Raw genomic sequence first — 17,207 nt, 5'->3', positions numbered from 1 at the left:
CAGCTCGACGGGATGGCGGGGGTCTTGGCCAGGATTTCCGAGACCGGGTAGCGCGACTCCCTGCGCACGGCCATGAAGATGCGTGGCATGACGGGAAAGTGGAACGCCATGTGGCACTCGTCGCCGCCGGAGGCGTAGTCGCCGAAGTAGTCGACCACGTCCTCGGGCCACTGGTTGGCCTCGGCGAGCAGCACCGTGTCCGGATAGTGCGCGTCGATCTCCTTGCGGACCCGCTTGAGGAGCTCGTGCGTCGCCGGCAGGTTCTCGCAGTTGGTCCCCTCCTCCGCGTAGAGATAGGGCACCGCGTCGAGCCGGAAGCCGTCGATGCCCAGGTCCAGCCAGAAGCGCAGGGCGGCGAGGATCTCCTCCTGGACGCGCGGGTTCTCGTAGTTGAGGTCCGGCTGGTGGGAGAAGAAGCGGTGCCAGTAGTACTGCTTGCGCACCGGGTCGAACGTCCAGTTCGACGCCTCGGTGTCGACGAAGATGATCCGCGCGTCCTCGTACTGCTTGTCGTCGTCGGCCCAGACGTAGTAGTCGCCGTAGGGGCCGGTGGGATCCTTTCGGGACTCCTGGAACCACTCGTGCTGATCGCTCGTGTGGTTCATGACGAAGTCGATGATCACGCGCATCCCGCGCTGGTGCGCGGCGTCGACGAACTCCACGAAGTCGGCCAGGTCGCCGAACTCCGGCAGGACCGCCGTGTAGTCGGAGACGTCGTAACCACCGTCTCGTAGAGGTGACTTGAAGAACGGCGGCAACCACAGGCAGTCCACGCCGAGCCACTGGAGATAGTCCAGTTTCGCGGTGATGCCCTTGAGGTCGCCCACGCCGTCGCCGTTGCTGTCCTGGAAGGAGCGGACGAGGACCTCGTAGAAGACGGCACGTTTGAACCAGTCGGGATCCCGGTCCTTGGCGGGGGTGTCCTCGAAGGTGTCCGGGACGGGTTCGTTGACGGTCATGGTGTGGGTGACCCTCCGATCGACGGTGAGGACGGTCGCAGGACGGTGAGGATGTGCGCGGGCGCGCGGCCCGGCTCGAGGCGCACGTAGTTGGCCCTGCCCCAGTGGTAGGTCTCACCGGTGAGCTCGTCGCGCACCGGCGCGGACTCGTGCCAGCCGAGTCCCAGTTGCGGCATGTCCAACGACACCGTCGCCTCCTGGGTGTGGTGGGGATCGAGGTTGGCGACCACCAGAACCGTGTTCGAACCGTGCGCGCCTGCGACCGACTTGGAGTACGCGATCACCGTGTCCTTGTCCGTGTGATGGAAATGCACGTCACGCAGCCGGCGCAGGGCGGGGCTGCGGCGCCTGATGTCGTTGAGCCGGGTGATGAGAGGCGCGATCGAACGCCCCTCCTGCTCGGCCGACTCCCAGTCGCGCGGCCGTAGTTCGTACTTCTCCGAATGGAGATACTCCTCGCTACCGGGGCGTAGCGGGGCGTTTTCACACAGTTCGTATCCGCTGTAGACGCCCCAGGTCGGCGAGAGCGTGGCGGCCAGGACCGCGCGCACCTCGAACGCGGGACGCCCGCCGTTCTGAAGGTAGGCGTGCAGGATGTCCGGGGTGTTGACGAAGAAGTTCGGGCGCATGTACGCGGCCGTTTCCTTCGCCAACTCCGTCGTGTATTCGGTGAGTTCCTGCTTCGAGTTGCGCCAGGTGAAGTACGTGTACGACTGCTGGAAGCCGGCCTGCGCGAGGGCGCGCATCATCGCGGGGCGCGTGAACGCCTCGGCCAGGAAGATCACGTCGGGGTCGGTGCGGTTGACCTCCCTGATGACCCGTTCCCAGAACACGACGGGCTTGGTGTGCGGGTTGTCGACGCGGAAGATGCGCACACCGTGGTCCATCCAGAAACGCAGGACGCGGGTCGTCTCGGCGATCAGGCCGGGCATGTCCCGGTCGAAGGCGATCGGGTAGATGTCCTGGTACTTCTTCGGCGGGTTCTCCGCGTACGCGATCGTGCCGTCCGGCCGGTGGTGGAACCACTCGGGGTGCTTCTCCACCCACGGATGGTCCGGCGAACACTGGAGCGCGAAGTCGAGGGCGATCTCCAGGCCCAGGTCCGCGGCCCGGCGCACGAACGCGTCGAAGTCGTCGAGGGTGCCGAGGTCGGGGTGGATCGCGTCGTGACCGCCCTCCGGGGAGCCGATCGCCCAGGGGACACCCACGTCGTGCGGCCCCGGGGAGAGCGAGTTGTCGGGACCCTTGCGGTACGTGGTGCCGATGGGGTGGACCGGCGGCAGATAGAGGACGTCGAAGCCCATCGCGGCGATGGCCGGCAGACGCTTCGCCGCGGTGTGGAACGTGCCGGAGACCGGCGGTTCCCCCTCGCGCACGATCGCGCCCTCCGAGCGCGGGAAGAACTCGTACCACGCTCCGTACAGCGCGCGCTCGCGCTCCACGAGGAGCGGCAGCGGGTCGGAGCTGGTGACCAGCTCGCGCAACGGGTGGCGGGCGAGGACCTCGTCGACCTTCGGCGTGAGCGCGGCGGCCAGGCGAGCCGCGGCGGGGCGCGCGGTGTCCCGGAGCGCGGCGGCGGCGCGCAGCACGGTCTCGCGCCCCTTGCGCTGCGGCACGCCCTCGGCGGCGCGCTCGTGCAGCAACGCGCCCTCCTCCAGGACGAGTTCGGTGTCGATGCCCGCCGGGACCTTGATCTGCGCGTGGTGGCGCCACGTGGTGACGGGGTCGCTCCACGCCTCGACGGTGTAGGTCCAGCGGCCCTCCGACGTGGGCGTGACCTGCGCGCCCCAGCGGTCGGTGCCGGGGGCCAGCTCGCGCATCGGGGTCCAGGGGCCCGTGCGGCCGCGCGGGGAGCGGAGCACCACGTTCGCGGCGACCGCGTCGTGGCCCTCGCGGAAGACCGTCGCGCTGACCTGGAAGGACTCGCCCGCCACCGCCTTGGCGGGCCTGCGGCCGTGGTCCACGAGGGGCTGGACGTCCAGGACGGGGATCCGCCCGAGTGTGGTGGCGGTGGTGGTGGCCGGTGGGCGCCGCCGGCCCGGTGGTTTCTGCGCTTTCGCGCCTCTGGCCGACGACTTCGCCGGGTCCGTGTGCGGCTTCGGCGAGGGAATCTGTGCGGGCATGACCGCTCCTGACCGCGGGGGTTCGGTTTGCGGAAACGGGGGTGAGGAAGAGGGTCGCGCAGTGTGTACCGGGGGAGCCTTCCACCGTCGCAGGGCGGGCAATCCGGCGCTTTGTTAACTACTCGCGCGTAAGCGCACAGACACGTCCGGTCCCGCCGCGGACGAGGGGGCCGGACCATGGACTCACCCTTCTCTCGACGGTTGTTGACCTGGAGCACCTTGTTCGGCGAGCCGGGCGGCGTGTCCGTGCCCGGGCCTGTCGCCGCGCGCTTCGTCAGCGCCCGGCGCACCGTCGCCGACGTGGCCGAGCTGTGGTCGGACAGGTACGGCGCGGCGGCTCCCGCCGCGTGCCGCGACGCCGTCGACGTCCCGGAACAGGTCGCCTTCCCCGTGTCGCTCGCGGTAGACGCCGAGGCGATGTCGACGCCGGGGGCGGACAGGTCGAGCCCGGTGCCCCCGGTTCGAGAAGTCGGCGCGCCGGCCCTGACGGCCGGGAGTCCACGCACACCGTGTGGCAGCCTCTCGTGCGGCGCGAGGCCCTACAAGACCGCATGGGGGGCGGAATCGGCCAGATCGTCCGCGGGGGACGGGGGACGGGGGACGGGGGACGGGTGAAGGGTGACGGTCGCGGTGAAGGTCGAGGCGAAGAAGGACCTTCTCCGGCCCCGGTACGCGGTCGGCGGCGCAGCGCGACCGGGATCGGCGCGACGTACCGGGTCATCCTCATGGCGTACGACCGGCGCACCGGCCGGTTCCTGGGCAAGGACCCCTGCGATGGGGCGAGATGCCCGTGAAACAGGTGCCGACGCGACTCCGTGCGCCGTGGTAGCCGGAGCCGGGTGGCCGTACCGTCGGAAGTGACAGCCGGAGGCCGCGCGACGGAGCGCGTCCTCCTCGCACGTGTGCGCGTATGCCCGCCGCGTCCCCCTACAGAGGTGAGAACGTGAAGGCCATCCGTCGATTCACCGTTCGTCCCGTCCTGCCCGAGCCCCTCGCCCCCCTCCACGAGCTGGCCCGTAACCTGCGCTGGTCCTGGCACAGCGGGACGCGCGACCTCTTCCGTGCCGTGGACCCCGGGCGCTGGGCCGCGTCCGACGGGGACCCGGTGCGGCTCCTCGGCGCCGTGCCGCACGCGCGGCTCGCCGAACTCGCGGCCGACGAGGGGTTCCTGAGTCTGCTCGGCGAGGCCGCGGACGACCTCAGATCCTATGTGGAGGGCGACCGCTGGTACCAGAAGCAGAGCGGTGGCCTGCCCGCCGCCGTCGGATACTTCTCCCCCGAGTTCGGCATCACCGCCGCGCTGCCGCAGTACTCCGGCGGCCTCGGCATCCTCGCCGGGGACCACCTCAAGGCGGCCAGCGACCTCGGGGTGCCGCTGATCGGCGTAGGGCTCCTCTACCGGCACGGCTACTTCCGGCAGTCCCTGTCCAGGGACGGCTGGCAGCAGGAGCACTATCCCGTCCTCGACCCGCACGAACTGCCGCTCACCCTGTTGCGCGAACCGGACGGCACCGACTGCCGTGTCGCGCTCGCCCTGCCCGGCGGCGGCCGGCTGCTCGCCCGCGTCTGGCAGGCGCAGGTCGGCCGCGTGCCCCTGCTTCTCCTCGACTCGGACGTCGAGGAGAACGGCCCCGGCGAACGCAATGTCACCGACCGGCTCTACGGCGGCGGCAGCGAGCACCGGCTCCTCCAGGAGATGCTGCTCGGCATCGGCGGGGTACGGGCCGTGCGCGCGTACTGCCGCCTCACCGGCCACCCCGAGCCCGAGGTGTTCCACACCAACGAGGGACACGCCGGATTCCTCGGGGTCGAGCGGATCCACGAGCTCGCCGCACGCGGCGTGGACTTCGACGCCGCCATCGAAGCCGTACGCGCCGGGACCGTCTTCACGACGCACACCCCCGTCCCGGCCGGTATCGACCGCTTCGACCGGGAACTCGTCGCCCGCCACTTCGGGCCCGGCGCCGAACTCCCCGGCATCGACGCCGCACGCATCCTCGGCCTCGGCACGGAGACGTACGCGGGCGGCGACCCGAACGTCTTCAACATGGCCGTGATGGGCCTGCGCCTCGCCCAGCGCGCCAACGGCGTGTCCACCCTGCACGGCAGGGTCAGCCGCGAGATGTTCTCGGGCCTGTGGCCGGGCTTCGACCCGGAGGAGGTTCCCATCACCTCCGTCACCAACGGCGTGCACGCCCCGACCTGGGTGGCCCCCGAGGTCCTGCGGCTCGGCACCCGCCACCTCGGCGAGCAGCGCACCCTGGAGGCCCTGGCCGTCGGCAGCTCGGACCGCTGGGACGCCGTCGCCGAGATCGCCGACCGGGAGATCTGGGAGCTGCGCCGCGAGCTGCGCGGCCGCCTCGTGGACGAGGTCCGCGAGCGCCTCGCCGCGTCCTGGCGCCAGCGCGGCGCGGGCGCGGCGGAACTCGGCTGGATCGACGGGGTGCTCGACCCCGACGTCCTCACCATCGGCTTCGCCCGCCGCGTCCCCTCCTACAAGCGGCTCACCCTGATGCTGCGCGACCCGGACCGCCTCAGGCGCCTCCTCCTCGACCCGGACCGGCCCGTCCAGATCGTCGTCGCGGGCAAGGCGCACCCGGCCGACGACGGCGGCAAGCGCCTCGTGCAGGAACTGGTGCGCTTCACCGACGACCCAAGGGTGCGCCACCGCATCGTGTTCCTGCCGGACTACGGCATGGCCATGGCGCAGAAGCTCTACCCCGGCTGCGACATCTGGCTCAACAATCCGCTGCGTCCCCTGGAGGCCTGCGGGACGTCCGGCATGAAGGCCGCCCTGAACGGCTGCCTCAACCTCTCCGTCCTCGACGGCTGGTGGGACGAGTGGTTCACGCCCGACTTCGGCTGGGCGATCCCCACCGCGGACGGCGCCGCGACCGACGAGCAGCGGCGCGACGACCTGGAGGCCGCGGCCCTGTACGACCTGGTCGAGCGCAGGGTCGCGCCCCGCTTCTACGAGCGCGGCCCCGAGGGGCTGCCCGACCGCTGGATCGAGATGGTCCGCCGCACCCTCACGCACCTGGGCCCGAAGGTCCTCGCCGGACGCATGGTCCGCGAGTACGTCGAGAAGCTGTACGCCCCCGCGGCCCGCTCCGGCCGCGCCCTCACCCCCGACGCGGCGCGCGAACTCGCCCGGTGGAAGTCCACGGTCCGCGCGTCCTGGCCACGCGTGGCCGTCGACCATGTGGAGGCGTCGACGGCCTCGGCCGAGCTCGGCGCGACGCTGGTGCTGCGTGTGCGGGTGGCGCTCGACGAGCTCGGCCCCGAGGACGTCGAGGTCCAGGCGGTGGCCGGCCGCGTCGACTCCGACGACCGCATCACCGACGCGACGACGGTGGCCCTGAAACCTGCCGGCGGCCCGGATCTGGACGGCCGCTGGGCGTACGAGGGCCCGCTCTCCCTCGACCGGACGGGCCCCTACGGCTACACGGTCCGTATCCTGCCCGCCCACCGACTGCTCGCCTCACCGGCCGAGACGGGCCTGGTGACCGTCCCCTCGGAGGCGATCGCGGAGGCCGCGGGGGTGCTCATGCGCTGAGGACGTGTGGGAGGGCGGCCGGATGGTCGGCGGCGTCGTGGGTCTCGGCGAAGATGGACCCATGACCGAGATCCAGACGCCCCGTCTCCTGCTCCGCCGCTGGTCCGACGACGACCTCGTGCCCCTGTCCGAGATCCAGGCGGACCCGGAGGTCATGCGCCGGGTCGGCGACGGCGGGCCGCGCGACCTGGAGCGGACGGCCGAGGACATCGAGCGCTGGGAGGAGGAGTGGGACGAGGAGGGCTTCGGCCCGTTCGCCGTCGAACTCCTCGCCTCCGGCGAGCTGGCCGGCGTCGTCGGCCTCTCCGTGTCCGAGCTCCAGCCCGGCATTGAGATCAACTGGTGGCTCGGCCGCCAGTTCTGGGGCCAGGGCTATGCCTCCGAGGCCGCCCAGGCCACCTTGGAGTTCGCCCTCCAGGACCGCGGCGTCGACCGGGTCGTCGCCCTGATCCGGCCGGGCGACACGGGTTCGGAGAACATCGCCCGCAAGCTGGGCATGACGGAGGGGCACGAGTTCGTGCACCCGAAGCACGGCCACCCGCTCCAGGTGCACGAGATCGACCTCACGGAATACGAGGGCTGACGCGCGAAGGGGCGGCACCGCAACCGGCGCCGCCCCCGACCTGCCTACGTGCTAGGTCACTTGACGTTGACCGCGGCCCACGCGCGGTCGACCGCCTTGTACTCCGCCGAGTCGGCGCCGTACAGGTCGGACGCCGCGCTCAGCGTGCCCTTGCGCGCGCCCGCGTAGTCCGTGTTCGTCGTGAAGTACGACGTCAGGGCCTTGAACCAGATCTTCTCGGCCTTGTCGCGGCCGATACCCGTGGCCGGCTGGCCGTCCGCGGTCGGGGAGTCGTACGAGACCCCGTTGATCTCCTTCTTCCCGCTGCCCTCCGACAGCAGGTAGAAGAAGTGGTTCGCGATGCCCGACGAGTAGTGCACGTCGACGTTGCCCGCGCCGCTCTTCCAGTTGTCCAGGGACGCGCCGTCCTTGCTCGGCTTGTCCATGTAGCGCAGCGGGGTGCCGTCGCCGTTGATGTCGATCTTCTCGCCGATGAGGTAGTCGCCGACGTCCTTGGCGTTGTTCGCGTGGAACTCGACCGCGGTGCCGAAGATGTCGGACGTGGCCTCGTTCAGACCGCCGGACTCACCGCTGTAGACGAGGCCCGCGGTCGCGGCGGTGACGCCGTGGGTCATCTCGTGGCCCGCCACGTCGATCGACGTCAGGGGCTTCTTGTCGCCCTCGCCGTCGCCGTACGTCATGCAGAAGCAGCTGTCGTCCCAGAACGCGTTGACGTACGCGTTGCCGTAGTGGACCCGCGAGTACGCGCCCTTGCCGTCGCCGTTGATGCCGCTGCGGCCGTGGACGTCCTTGTAGTAGTCCCACGTCACCTGGGCGCCGTAGGCGGCGTCGACCGCGGCCGTGGCCGCGTCGTCGGTGGTGCCGTCGCCCCACTTGTCGTCCGCGTCGGTGAACAGCGTGCCCTTGCCGGACGACCCGTGCTTGAGGTCGTACGTGCTGTGGCCGCCGCGCTCCGCGTCCGTGAGGGCGTACGAGGAGCCGGACTTGGTGGATCCGACCGTCACGCTGCCGCTGTACTGGCTCTCGCCGGCGCCGGTGTGGATCGCGTCCCACTCGAAGATCTTCTTGCCGGTCGCGGCATCCGTGACGACGTGCAGCTTGCGCGGCGTGCCGTCCTTCTGCGTGCCGGTGACGACCTTCTCGTAGGCGAGGCGCGGGGTGCCCGACGCCGCCCAGACCACCTTGCGGGCGCCCTCGGGGGCGGCCTTGAGGGAGGCGGAGGCCGTCGTCACTGCGATTCTCTTCGAGGTCGCGCGGGTGACGCCCTCGGACTTGCCGGACTTGGACTCGTGGACGACCAGGTCGCCGCCGAGGACCGGGAGTCCGTCGTAGGTGCGCTCGTAGCGGGTGTGCGTCGCGCCGTCGCGGTCCTTGACCACGTCACGGACGACGAGCTTCTCCTTGGAGCCGAGCTTCAGCTCCTTCGCCGTCTCGGCCTTCTTCGCGTCGGCGTCCTGGAGGAGGCCGGCGCGGGCAGCGCCCGAGAGCTTCATGGGCGCGCCGCCCGGCGTCGCGTCGGCCGCCGGCTGCGCGGACGCGCCGGTGGTCATTCCGGCGGTCAGCAGGGCTCCGGCGGCAACGGCGGTGGCGATGGCCAGAGTCGAACGCTTCTTGGTGAAGCGCGCTATGTGGGGGGTCACGCAAGCTCCTTGTGTGTGGGGTAAGAGAGCTGTGTGGTGCTGAACTGGGCTGTGCTCAGTGGCGTGTTGCCTGTGTTGCCTGTGGTGCGTGGGGGAAGCGTGCCAGTTGAGGCTTGTACATGTCAGGAGGGAGATCGCAGGTTGGCCGGAAATCGTCCGTTGAGCGATGTCCCGTGTACGGATTGCGAACGGAACATGAACGGGCGCGCCGTCCCGGGGAGTTCACTCACCCGGGGCGACGCGCCCAGACCGTGCGGGCCGAACATGTCTCGGTCGGCCTTGGGGCACCTCCGCGTGCGGTTTACGGGAAGGTGAGCTTCCAGCTGTTGATGTAGCCGGTGTCCTGCGCGGCCACGTCCTGGACCTTCAGCTTCCAGGTGCCGTTGGCCACCTCGGAGGACGCGTTGACCGTGTAGGTCGCGTTGACGTTGTCCGCCGAGTCGCTGCCGCTGGAGTTCTTCAGGCGGTACGTGGACCCGTCCGGGGCCACCAGGTCGATGACCAGGTCACCGCGCCAGGTGTGCACGATGTCCACGGCGACCGAGAGGTTGCTCGGCGCGTTGCCCGTACGGCCGGTCACGGCGATCGACGAGGTGACCGCGGCGCCGGCGTCCGGTATCGCGACGTCGGTCGTGTTCTCGAACGACGTACCACCACCGCCGCCGCCACCGGAGCGCGAGCCGACGGCTATGCCGGCCCAGGCGTCCTGCACGGCCTTGTACTCGGTGCTCGTGGTGCCGTAGAGCTCACCGGCGACCGCGAGCGTGCCGGTGCGCGCGGCCGCGTAGTTCGTGGTCGAGGTGAACTTCGTGGTGAGCGCCTTGAACCAGATCAGCTCGGCCTTGGCGCGGCCGATGCCGGTGACCGGAAGGCCGTCCGCGGTCGGCGAGTTGTAGCTGACGCCGTTGATGACCTTGGCGCCGCTGCCCTCGCTGAGCAGGTAGAAGAAGTGGTTGGCGGGACCCGACGAGTAGTGCACGTCGAGGTTGCCGAGGCCGGAGTACCAGGAGTCCTTGGACGCGCCGTCCTTGCTCGGCTTGTCCATGTAGCGCAGCGGGGTGCCGTCGCCGTTGATGTCGATCTTCTCGCCGATGAGGTAGTCGCCGACGTCACTGGCGTTGTTGGCGTAGAACTCGACCGCGGTGCCGAAGATGTCGGACGTGGCCTCGTTCAGACCGCCGGACTCACCGCTGTAGTTGAGACCGGCCGTCGCGGCGGTGACGCCGTGGGTCATCTCGTGGCCCGCCACGTCGATCGCGGTGAGGGGCTTGAGGTTGCCCGAGCCGTCGCCGTACGTCATGCAGAAGCAGCTGTCGTCCCAGAACGCGTTGACGTACGCGTTGCCGTAGTGGACCCGCGAGTACGCGGCGACACCGTCACCGCGGATACCGGTGCGGCCCTGCACGTTCTTGTAGTAGTCCCAGGTCTCCGCCGCGCCGTAGTGCGCGTCCGCGGCCGCGGTCTCGGTGTTCGAGGCGCTGCCGTTGCCCCACACGTCGTCCGCGCCCGAGTAGAGCGTCCCGGTGCCGGACGAGCCGTGGTTCAGGTTGTACGTCTTGTGCCCGCCGCGCCCGGTGTCGTTGAGCGTGTACGACGATCCGGACAGGGCCGTGCCGAGCGTCACGGTGCCGCTGTACTGCGTGTTGCCCGTGCCGTTCTCGATGCCCTGCCACTCGTACAGCTTCTTGCCTGTCGCCGCGTCGGTGACGACGTGCAACTGGTTCGGCGTGCCGTCCTCCTGGAGGCCGCCGACCACGGTCTCGTACGCGAGGGTCGGCTTGCCCTGCGCCATCCACACGACCTTGCGCGGCGCGCGGTCCGCCCCGGTCTTCTTCGACCCGTCGGCCGCCGCGGCCTTGACCGCCTGCCGCTCCGCGGCGGCCGGCTCGACCGCCGCGGTGGTGGCGACGCCCTTGAGCGCCGACTTCGAGGCGCGCGTCACGCCCTCGGTCTTCCCAGACTTGGCGGTGTCGACGACCAGGTCGCCGCCGAGGACGGGCAGCCCGTCGTAGGTGCGCTCGTAGCGGGTGTGCGTCGTGCCGTCACGGTCCTGGAGGACGTCCCGTACGACGAGCTTCTCCTTGGCGCCGAGGCCGAGGTCCTTGGCGGTGTCCGCCTTGGTGGAGTTGGCCTCGCGCAGCAGCTCCGCGCGCTTGGCGGGGGAGAGCTTCACCGGGAGGGCGCCGGGGTCGGCGCCCTTCGCGACGGCCTTGGCGGCCGCCGCGGCCGGCTGGACGTCCGCCGAGGCCGTGGCGCCCGCCTGGACGGCACCGGCGAGCAGGGCGGTGGCTGCCGCGAGCGCGCCGTAGGCGGTCGCTCGCTTGCGGGAGGCGGATCTGTGGGAGGTGTCGGACGATCTCAAGGCTGACTCCTTCTGCGGGCCGCGGATCGCGCGGCCGGGGAAGACCGGACGGCGAATGACCGTCCGGGCAGAACACGGCAGAACAAGGCAGAACAAGGCAGTGCAGGGCGGTACGAGGTGGTACGAGGTGGAACTGCGAAGCCGGGCACAACTGGGCACATCTGGGCACAACAGGTCGTGCTGCAGTTCACGAACGGGACCCGCCGGTTCGGCTGTGGGACAGCTGTGCGAGGCCGAGGGAAGAGTGGCAGCAGAGAGCGTTGTCTGTCAGGAGCGCGTCATTATGTTGGCCGGAAACGGTCCGTTGCCCGGAGGTTCACGTTCGATATACGGAGCTGTCGCCCGGGCGCGGAGGGGCCGCGTCCGGGCCGCGGCTCAGCCGACCACGCTCTCCCGCCAGGCGCGATGCAGATCGGCGAACGCTCCTGTACCGCAGATCAGTTGGTCCGGTGTGCCGTCCTCGGCGATCCGCCCGTGTTCCATGACCAGAACACGGTCGGCGATCTCCACCGTGGACAGCCGGTGCGCGATGACGACCGCGGTACGGCCGCGCAGCACCGTGTGCATCGCGCGCTGCACCGCCCGCTCGCCGGGGATGTCCAGGGAGCTCGTCGCCTCGTCGAGGATCAGGACCGCCGGGTCGGCGAGCAGCGCGCGTGCGAACGCGACCAACTGACGCTGCCCGGCCGAAATTCGACCCCCGCGTTTGCGCACATCCGTGTCGTAGCCGTCCGGGAGCGCCGTGATGAAGTCGTGCGCGCCGATCGCCTTCGCCGCGCGCTCGATCTCCTCGCGGCTCGCCTCGGGCCGGCCGATCGCGATGTTCTCGGCGACCGTGCCGGAGAACAGGAACGCCTCCTGCGTCACCATCACCACGCCCCGCCGCAGCTCGGCCGTGCCCAGGTCGCGCAGGTCGACGCCGTCGAGCAGGACCCGGCCCGCCGAGGGGTCGTAGAAGCGGGCCAGGAGCTTGGCCAGCGTCGACTTCCCGGCGCCCGTGGAGCCGACCACGGCGACCGTCTGTCCCGCGGGCAGCGTGAGGTCGAAGCGGGGGAGCACCTCGCCGCCGGTGCGGTAACCGAACGAGACCTGGTCGAAGACGACCTCGCGGCCGGGACGGTCGCCGGCGAGCTCGGGCAGATCGCGCGGCGACGACGGCTCCGGGACGGTCGGCGTCTGGTGCAGCAGCCCCGCGATCTTCCGCAGCGAAGCGGCCGCGGACTCGTAGGAGTTGAGGAACATCGCGAGCCGGTCGATGGGGTCGTACAGACGGCGGACGAACAGCACGGCGGCCGCGAGGACGCCCAGTTCGAGGGTGCCGTCGGCGACGCGGTAGGCGCCCCACAGGACCATTCCGGCCACCGCGGTGTTCGCGAGGAGACGGGAGCCGACGACATAGCGCGCCATCTCGAGCAGCGCGTCACCGTTGACCCGTTCGTGGCGGTGGTTCAGCCCGGCGAAGTCCGCGTCGTTGGCGCGCTCGCGGCGGAAGGCGCGCACCGGCCTGATCCCGTTCATCGTCTCGGCGAACTTCACGATGACGCGCGCGATCGCCGATGACCGCTCCGCGTACACCCGGGCCGCGCGCCGCCGGTAGCGCTGGATCAGAAAGGAGAGCGGCAGGAACGACAGGGCGGCCACCGCGCCGATGCCGACGTCGAGCCAGAGCAGCATCGCCGTGATGTACACGGAGGCCAGGATGATGTTGATGAGCTCCTGGAGCCCCTCGGCGAGCAGCTCGCGCAGCGACTCGACGTCCGTCGTCGCACGGGAGATGAGCCGCCCGGACGTGTAGCGGTCGTGGAAGTCGACGCTGAGGGCCTGCGCGTGCCGGAAGATGCGGCCGCGCAGATCGAGCAGCACGTTCTGGTTCACCCGCGCCGACACCTGTACGAACGCGAACTGGAAGAGGCTGGAGCAGGACGCCGCCAGGAGATAGCCGACCGCCACCGCGATCAGCGGGCCGTGGTCGTCGGCGCGGAAGGCGGGCACCGCGCTGTCGATGGCGTACGCGACGAGCAGCGGCCCCGCCTGCACGGCGGCCTGCTGGATCAGCAGACACAGCACGGCGAGCCACACCGTGCGCCGGCTCGGCGCGAGCAGGGAGCGCAGCAACGCGCCGGTCGCGCCCTTGGGGGTGGGCAGGTCGTCCTGGTCGAAGGGGTCGCCGGGGGAGGGGAGCCGCGGTTCCCCGCCGTCCTCGGCGGCCGGATCCTGCGGCGTACGGTCCGGCTTCGTCGTCGTGGTCATCGCGTGCCCTTCCCCTCCGGCCCGTGTGGTCCGTCGTCTTCGCTCTCCGGGTCCGCACCGGACATGAGATGCCGGTACTCCGCGTTCGCGCGCAGCAGTTCCTGGTGCGTGCCCACGGCGGTGATCCGCCCGCCCGACAGGAGGGCGACGCGGTCGGCGAGCAGCACCGTCGACGGCCGGTGCGCGACGACGAGTGCCGTGCTCGCGGCGAGCACCTCCCGCAGGGCCGCCTCCACCAGGGCCTCCGTGTGCACGTCGAGCGCGGACAGCGGGTCGTCGAGCACGAGGAAGCGCGGGCTTCCCACGACCGCGCGGGCGAGCGCGAGCCGCTGCCGCTGCCCGCCGGAGAGGCTGAGCCCCTGCTCGCCGACCTGCGTACCGGCCGCGTCCGGCAGCGCCTTCACGAACCCGGCCTGCGCGACGCCGAGCGCCCGGTCGAGCTGTGCGGCGTCCGCCTCGACCGCGCCCATCAGCACGTTCTCCGCGACGGAGGCCGAGAACAGCGTCGGCTCCTCGAAGGCCACGGAGACGAGGGTGCGCAACTCCTCGCGCTCCATGGACCCGATGTCCCGCCCGTCGAGCGTGATCCGCCCGCCCGTGAGCTCGTGCAGCCGGGGCACGAGCGCGGTCAGGGTCGTCTTGCCGCTGCCGGTCGCCCCGACGAGCGCCATGGTCTCCCCGGAGCGCACATGCAGATCGATCCGCTCCAGGACGGGCTCGGACGCGTCGGGGGCGTCCGGGTACCGGAAGCGGACCCCCTCGAACCGCAGCCCGCCCGCACCGTCCTGCGTCGCGGGGGCGCCCGTGCCCGAGATCTCCTCGCTCTCCTCGGGCTCGTCCATGACCTCGAAGAACCGCCGGGTCGCCGTCGCCGCCTCCTGGCTCATGGCGAGCAGGAACCCGATCGAGTCGATCGGCCAGCGCAGCGCGAGGGCCGTGGACAGGAACGCCACCAGCGTCCCCGCGGACAGCTTCCCGTCCGCGACCTGCACGGACCCGAGCACCAGCGCGGCCCCGAGCGCCAGCTCCGGCAGCAGCGTGATGACGCCGAGGATCCCCGCGAGCAGCCGCGCCTTGGTGAGCTCGGTCCCGCGCAGCGTGCGCGACAGGTCACGGAAGGCCCGCGCCTGGCTGCGGTGCCGCCCGAACCCCTTGATGATCCGGATCCCGAGCACGGACTCCTCGACCACCGTGGTCAGATCCCCGACCTGGTCCTGGGCGCGGCGCGCGGCCGCCGCGTACTTCGACTCGAAGCGGTAGCAGAGCACCATCAGCGGCGGCGCGGGCGCCAGCAGGACGAGGCCGAGCCCCCAGTCCTGCGCGATGAGCAGCACGAACCCGGCGACGATCGTCACGCCGTTGACGATCAGGAACGTCAGCGGAAAGGCCAGGAACATGCGGACGACCATGAGGTCGGTCGTCCCGCGTGACAGCAGCTGGCCCGAGGCCCACCGGTCGTGGAACGCGACGGGCAGCCGCTGGAGATGCCGGTACAGATCCCCCCGCATGGCCGCCTCGACCCCCGCCAGCGGCCGCGCCACCAGCCACCGTCTCAGCCCGAAGAGCAGCGCCTCGGCGACCCCGAGGGCCAGCAGCATGCCCGCGCCCAGCCACACCCCGCCCGGGTCGTGGTCCGTGACCGGCCCGTCCACGATCCACTTCAGGACGATGGGGAAGACGAGTGACAGACAGGAGGCGACCACGGCGACCGTCGCCGCCCCCGCCCAGCGCGCCCGCACCGGCCGTACGTACGGCCACAGGCGCAGCAGCGTGCGGACGGCGGACTGCTGTGCCGCCGGGACGAGTTGGTCGGGGTCCGTGGCCGGTGCATGTGTAGTGGGCATCAGGAGTGAGACTACGGATCGGCACTGACAACGCCCACCGGGTTTCCGGCGAACCCGGCCCCGGGCCCCGGCCCGCCCCGCAGGGGTCGTAGCGCCGTATCAACCGATCGGCTGATGCCCTTTCGAGCGCGATGGGCGATGCCGCCGAGGAGCCCGCGCCGGGATTCTCGGAGCATGACGACGACACACAGCGCAGTACGGGGCGACAGGCCCCTGATCGAGGTCGCCGGGCTCCGCAAGGTCTACGCAGGGCGGGCCGTCGTCGACGACCTCTCGTTCACCGTCGGGGAGGGCGAGATCTTCGGCATCCTCGGCCCGAACGGCGCCGGCAAGACGACCGCGGTGGAGTGCGTCGAGGGGCTGCGCGTCCCCGACGCCGGCCGCGTCCGCGTCGCCGGCCTCGACCCCGTCGCCGACCACGACCGCGTCACCGAGATCCTCGGCGCCCAGCTCCAGGAGAGCGAACTCCAGGCGAAACTCACCGTCCGCGAGGCGCTCGAACTGTACGCGGCGTTCTACCCGAACCCGGCCGACTGGCGCCCCCTGGCCGAGCGCCTGCGCCTCACGGACAAGCTCGGCACCCGGTTCGCGAAGCTCAGCGGCGGTCAGAAGCAGCGCCTGTTCATCGCGCTCGCGCTGATCGGGAACCCGCGGGTCGTCGTCCTCGACGAGCTGACCACCGGCCTCGACCCGCGCGCCCGCCGCGACACCTGGCAGCTCATCGAGGACGTCCGCGACAGCGGCGTCACCGTCCTGCTCGTCACGCACTTCATGGAGGAGGCACAGCGCCTCTGCGACCGGATCGCCGTGATCGACAAGGGCAGGATCGCCGCGCTCGACACCCCGGCGGGCCTCATCAGCCGTGCCGCGGGCTCCACCGTCATGTCGTTCACGCCGTCCGCGCCCCTCGACGAGGAGGCGCTGCGGAACCTGCCCGCGCTCGCGTCCGTGGAGCACCGGGACGGCCGCGTCACCCTGGGCGGCACCGACGAGACGGTCAACGCCGTCATCACGCTGCTCGCCCGCCACCACATCACGGCCCACCAACTCCGCGTGTCCGACGCCACGTTGGACGACGCGTTCCTGGACCTGACGGGAGCCACCCAGTCATGAGCACCACCACCGCCACCCTCGTCCGTGGCCGCGGAGCCAACTCGGCCGTCCTCAGGAGCGAGGTCCGCCTCTTCCTGCGCGAACCCGGCAGCCTCTTCGGTGTCATGGTCTTCCCGCCGGCCCTGCTCGTGATCCTCGGCTCCATCCCCGCGTTCCGGGAGGCCGACTCCGGCCCGGCCGGTCTGCGCCTCATCGACGCGTACGTCCCCATCACCGTGCTGCTCCCGATGATCGTCGCGGGCCTGCAGGCGATGGCACCGGTCATCGCCGGCTATCGGGAGCGCGGCATCCTGCGCCGCATGTCGACCACGCCGGTGCAGCCGCCCGCGCTGCTCGGCGCGCAGATGACCATCCACGGTGCCGCCGCGCTCGCCTCGTCGCTGCTCTCGCTCGCCATCGGGCGGCTCGCGTTCGACGTGAGGCTGCCGCAGCAGGCCTTCGGGTATCTCCTTGCCCTGCTGCTGTCCGTCGTCGTCGCCCTGTCGCTCGGCGCGCTGGTCTCCGCCCGCGCCCGCACCGCCAAGGTCGCGAGCGCCATCGGCTCCACCGTGTTCTTCCCGAGCATGTTCTGCGCCGGTGTGTGGCTGCCCGTGCAGTCGATGCCCACGGCGCTGGCGAACATCGTCGAGCTCACGCCGTTCGGCGCCGCGGCCCAGGCCATGAACCAGGCCGCGGCGGGTGACTGGCCGTCCTGGTCCCACCTGGCCGTGATCGCCGCGTGGGCCGTGGTCCTGACCGCCGCGTCCGCGCGCTGGTTCCGCTGGGAGTGAGCGTGTG

10 protein-coding genes and 1 pseudogene are annotated in these 17,207 nt (G+C 71.2%); 4 read left to right on the top strand and 7 right to left on the bottom strand.

What is annotated here, in order from left to right:
- From ACFC96_RS19325 to ACFC96_RS19315, 3 genes and pseudogenes are all read right to left on the bottom strand, one after another.
- Positions 1-959 (bottom strand): alpha-amylase family glycosyl hydrolase (locus tag ACFC96_RS19325; RefSeq protein WP_376613267.1); only part of this gene is annotated, 959 nt, incomplete at its 3' end.
- On the bottom strand, positions 956-3,082 hold the full coding sequence (locus ACFC96_RS19320; protein ID WP_376613265.1) for an alpha-1,4-glucan--maltose-1-phosphate maltosyltransferase: 2,127 nt from the start codon (positions 3,080-3,082) through the stop codon (positions 956-958). The genes ACFC96_RS19320 and ACFC96_RS19325, both read right to left, overlap by 4 nt.
- A gap of 263 nt (positions 3,083-3,345) precedes the next feature.
- Positions 3,346-3,588 (bottom strand): annotated as a pseudogene (locus ACFC96_RS19315) (S8 family serine peptidase); the annotation flags it as partial.
- 437 nt (positions 3,589-4,025) lie between these two features.
- On the opposite strand from ACFC96_RS19315, the gene glgP reads away from it, so the two are divergent.
- Both glgP and ACFC96_RS19305 read left to right on the top strand, forming a co-directional pair.
- Entirely contained in the window at positions 4,026-6,638 is a 2,613-nt protein-coding gene (gene glgP, locus ACFC96_RS19310) for an alpha-glucan family phosphorylase (RefSeq protein ID WP_376259423.1), read from the top strand.
- 61 nt (positions 6,639-6,699) lie between these two features.
- Complete coding sequence (locus ACFC96_RS19305; RefSeq protein ID WP_376259421.1) at positions 6,700-7,221, top strand: GNAT family N-acetyltransferase; 522 nt, start codon at positions 6,700-6,702, stop codon at positions 7,219-7,221.
- 56 nt (positions 7,222-7,277) lie between these two features.
- Here ACFC96_RS19305 and ACFC96_RS19300 read toward each other — a convergent pair whose 3' ends face one another.
- The 4 genes from ACFC96_RS19300 to ACFC96_RS19285 form a co-directional block, all read right to left on the bottom strand.
- On the bottom strand, positions 7,278-8,861 hold the full coding sequence (locus tag ACFC96_RS19300) for a M4 family metallopeptidase (protein ID WP_376613263.1): 1,584 nt from the start codon (positions 8,859-8,861) through the stop codon (positions 7,278-7,280).
- Positions 8,862-9,162: 301 nt separating this feature from the next.
- Positions 9,163-11,223, bottom strand: coding sequence for a M4 family metallopeptidase (locus ACFC96_RS19295; RefSeq protein WP_376613261.1), 2,061 nt, complete (start codon positions 11,221-11,223; stop codon positions 9,163-9,165).
- Positions 11,224-11,598: 375 nt separating this feature from the next.
- Entirely contained in the window at positions 11,599-13,473 is a 1,875-nt protein-coding gene (locus ACFC96_RS19290; protein WP_376613259.1) for an ABC transporter ATP-binding protein, read from the bottom strand.
- Positions 13,470-15,317, bottom strand: coding sequence for an ABC transporter ATP-binding protein (locus tag ACFC96_RS19285; RefSeq protein WP_376259415.1), 1,848 nt, complete (start codon positions 15,315-15,317; stop codon positions 13,470-13,472). The genes ACFC96_RS19290 and ACFC96_RS19285 overlap by 4 nt, the downstream gene beginning before the upstream one ends.
- A 174-nt stretch (positions 15,318-15,491) precedes the next feature.
- Here ACFC96_RS19285 and ACFC96_RS19280 point away from each other — a divergent pair, with 174 nt between their 5' ends.
- Positions 15,492-16,430, top strand: a complete 939-nt coding sequence (locus ACFC96_RS19280) for an ABC transporter ATP-binding protein (protein WP_376259413.1) — start codon at positions 15,492-15,494, stop codon at positions 16,428-16,430.
- On the top strand, positions 16,427-17,200 hold the full coding sequence (locus ACFC96_RS19275; RefSeq protein ID WP_376259411.1) for an ABC transporter permease: 774 nt from the start codon (positions 16,427-16,429) through the stop codon (positions 17,198-17,200). The genes ACFC96_RS19280 and ACFC96_RS19275 overlap by 4 nt, the downstream gene beginning before the upstream one ends.
- Positions 17,201-17,207 lie beyond the last annotated feature (7 nt).

Origin of the sequence: Streptomyces sp. NPDC055955 (genome assembly GCF_042270245.1) — a bacterium.
Taxonomy (GTDB): Bacteria; Actinomycetota; Actinomycetes; order Streptomycetales; family Streptomycetaceae; genus Streptomyces.
Note: the sequence above shows the minus strand (reverse complement) of the source record. Positions and strands in the feature narration are given on the sequence as shown.